2 protein-coding genes are annotated in these 1,651 nt (G+C 76.7%); one reads left to right on the plus strand and one right to left on the minus strand.

What is annotated here, in order from left to right:
* Nucleotides 1-699, minus strand: a 699-nt coding sequence (locus ABZV78_RS31730) for a hypothetical protein (RefSeq protein WP_355644549.1), incomplete at its 3' end; no start/stop codon positions are given.
* Here ABZV78_RS31730 and ABZV78_RS31735 point away from each other — a divergent pair.
* Nucleotides 676-1,587, plus strand: coding sequence for a Replicase polyprotein 1ab (locus ABZV78_RS31735; RefSeq protein ID WP_355644551.1), 912 nt, complete (start codon nucleotides 676-678; stop codon nucleotides 1,585-1,587). The two genes, ABZV78_RS31730 and ABZV78_RS31735, sit on opposite strands and share 24 nt — an antisense overlap.
* Nucleotides 1,588-1,651 lie beyond the last annotated feature (64 nt).

The raw sequence follows: 1,651 nt of genomic DNA on the forward strand, positions 1-1,651 counted from the left end.
CGCCGTGAGGGCGGCTTCCGTGGCGGTGAGCGTGAGGGTGGCTTCCGCGGTGGCGAGCGCCGTGAGGGCGGCTTCCGTGGCGGTGAGCGTGAGGGTGGCTTCCGCGGTGGCGAGCGCCGTGAGGGCGGCTTCCGTGGCGGTGAGCGTGAGGGCGGCTTCCGCGGTGGCGAGCGCCGTGAGGGCGGCTTCCGTGGCGGTGAGCGTGAGGGCGGCTTCCGCGGTGGCGACCGTCGTGAGGGCGGCTTCCGCGGCGGCGAGCGTCGCGAGGGTGGCTTCCGAGGCGGCGAGCGCCGCGAGGGCTTCGCCGGTGGTGAGCGCCGTGAGGGAGGCTTCCGTGGCGGCGAGCGCCGTGAGGGAGGCTTCCGCGGTGGCGAGCGCCGTGAGGGTGGCTTCGGCGGCGAGCGCCGCGAGGGCTTCCGTCGCGACGAGCGGCCCGGCGGCTTCCGTCGCGAGGAGCGCGAGGGTGGCTTCCGCGGCGGTCGGGAGCGTGCCGAGCGGGACGGGGAGCGCCGCGGCTACGGCCGGGACGACCGTCGCCCCGAGGGCGCGTACCGCGAGCGGCTGGACGAGCGCGGCGAGGGGCGTACCGGTGAGGCGCCGGCGCTGCCGGACGAGGTGGTCGCCAGCGACCTCGACTCGACCGTCCGGGCCGAGCTGCTCTCGCTCGCCAAGGGAGTGGCGGAGACCGTCGCCCGGCACCTGGTCGCGACCGGGCTGCTGATCGACGACGACCCGGCCCAGGCACTGGCGCACGCCATGGCCGCCCGCCGGCTCGCCTCGCGGATCGCCGCGGTGCGGGAGGCGGTCGGGCTCGCCGCGTACCACGCGGGGGAGTGGCAGACGGCCATCGCCGAGCTGCGCACCTACCACCGGATGACCGGGCTGCAGAGCCACCTGGCGGTGCTGGCCGACTGCGAGCGGGCGCTGGGCCGCCCGGAGCGGGCCATCGACCTGTTCCGCGGGGCGGACCGGGACAAGCTCGACCAGGCCGTCGCCATCGAGCTGCTCATCGTGGCCGCCGGGGCGCGGGGTGACCTCGGGCAGAAGGACGCGGCCGTGGCCATGCTCCAGGTTCCCGAGCTGACCGCCGACTCGACCGAGTCGTGGGCGGCGCGGCTGCGGTACGCGTACGCGGACGCGCTGCTGGCGGTGGGCCGGCGCGAGGAGGCGCGGGAGTGGTTCTCCCGGGCCACCGACGTGGACGCCGAGGGCGAGACCGACGCCGCGGAGCGGCTGCTGGAGCTGGACGGCGTCGTCATCGAGGGTGACGACGAGGAGGACGAGGAGTTCGCCGCCGGTCCGGGCGCCCCGGGGGCCGTGCCGGCCCGTCCCGACGCCGACCTGACCGGCGGCGCCGACGAGGGCGACGACGAGGACGACGACCTCGACGGTGACGCGGACGAGGACGACGACGAGCGCGACGACGAGCGCGACGAGGACGACGACCTCGACGGTGACGCCCGGCTGCGCGCCGACGCCGACACGGCCGACGCCGTGGCCGCCGGTGGCGCCGACGCGGTACCGGCCGGCGAGGGCGCCGGGTACCGGGACCGCGACGCGGCGGACCTGGGGCGCGAGACTGTCTGACACCCGGAGGTCCAGCGTTAACCGGACGCAGGCGACTGACCGTCGTTACGCAACCTGACTAGTA

The organism is Micromonospora sp. NPDC004540, from assembly GCF_040610095.1.
Classification (GTDB): Bacteria; Actinomycetota; Actinomycetes; order Mycobacteriales; family Micromonosporaceae; genus Micromonospora.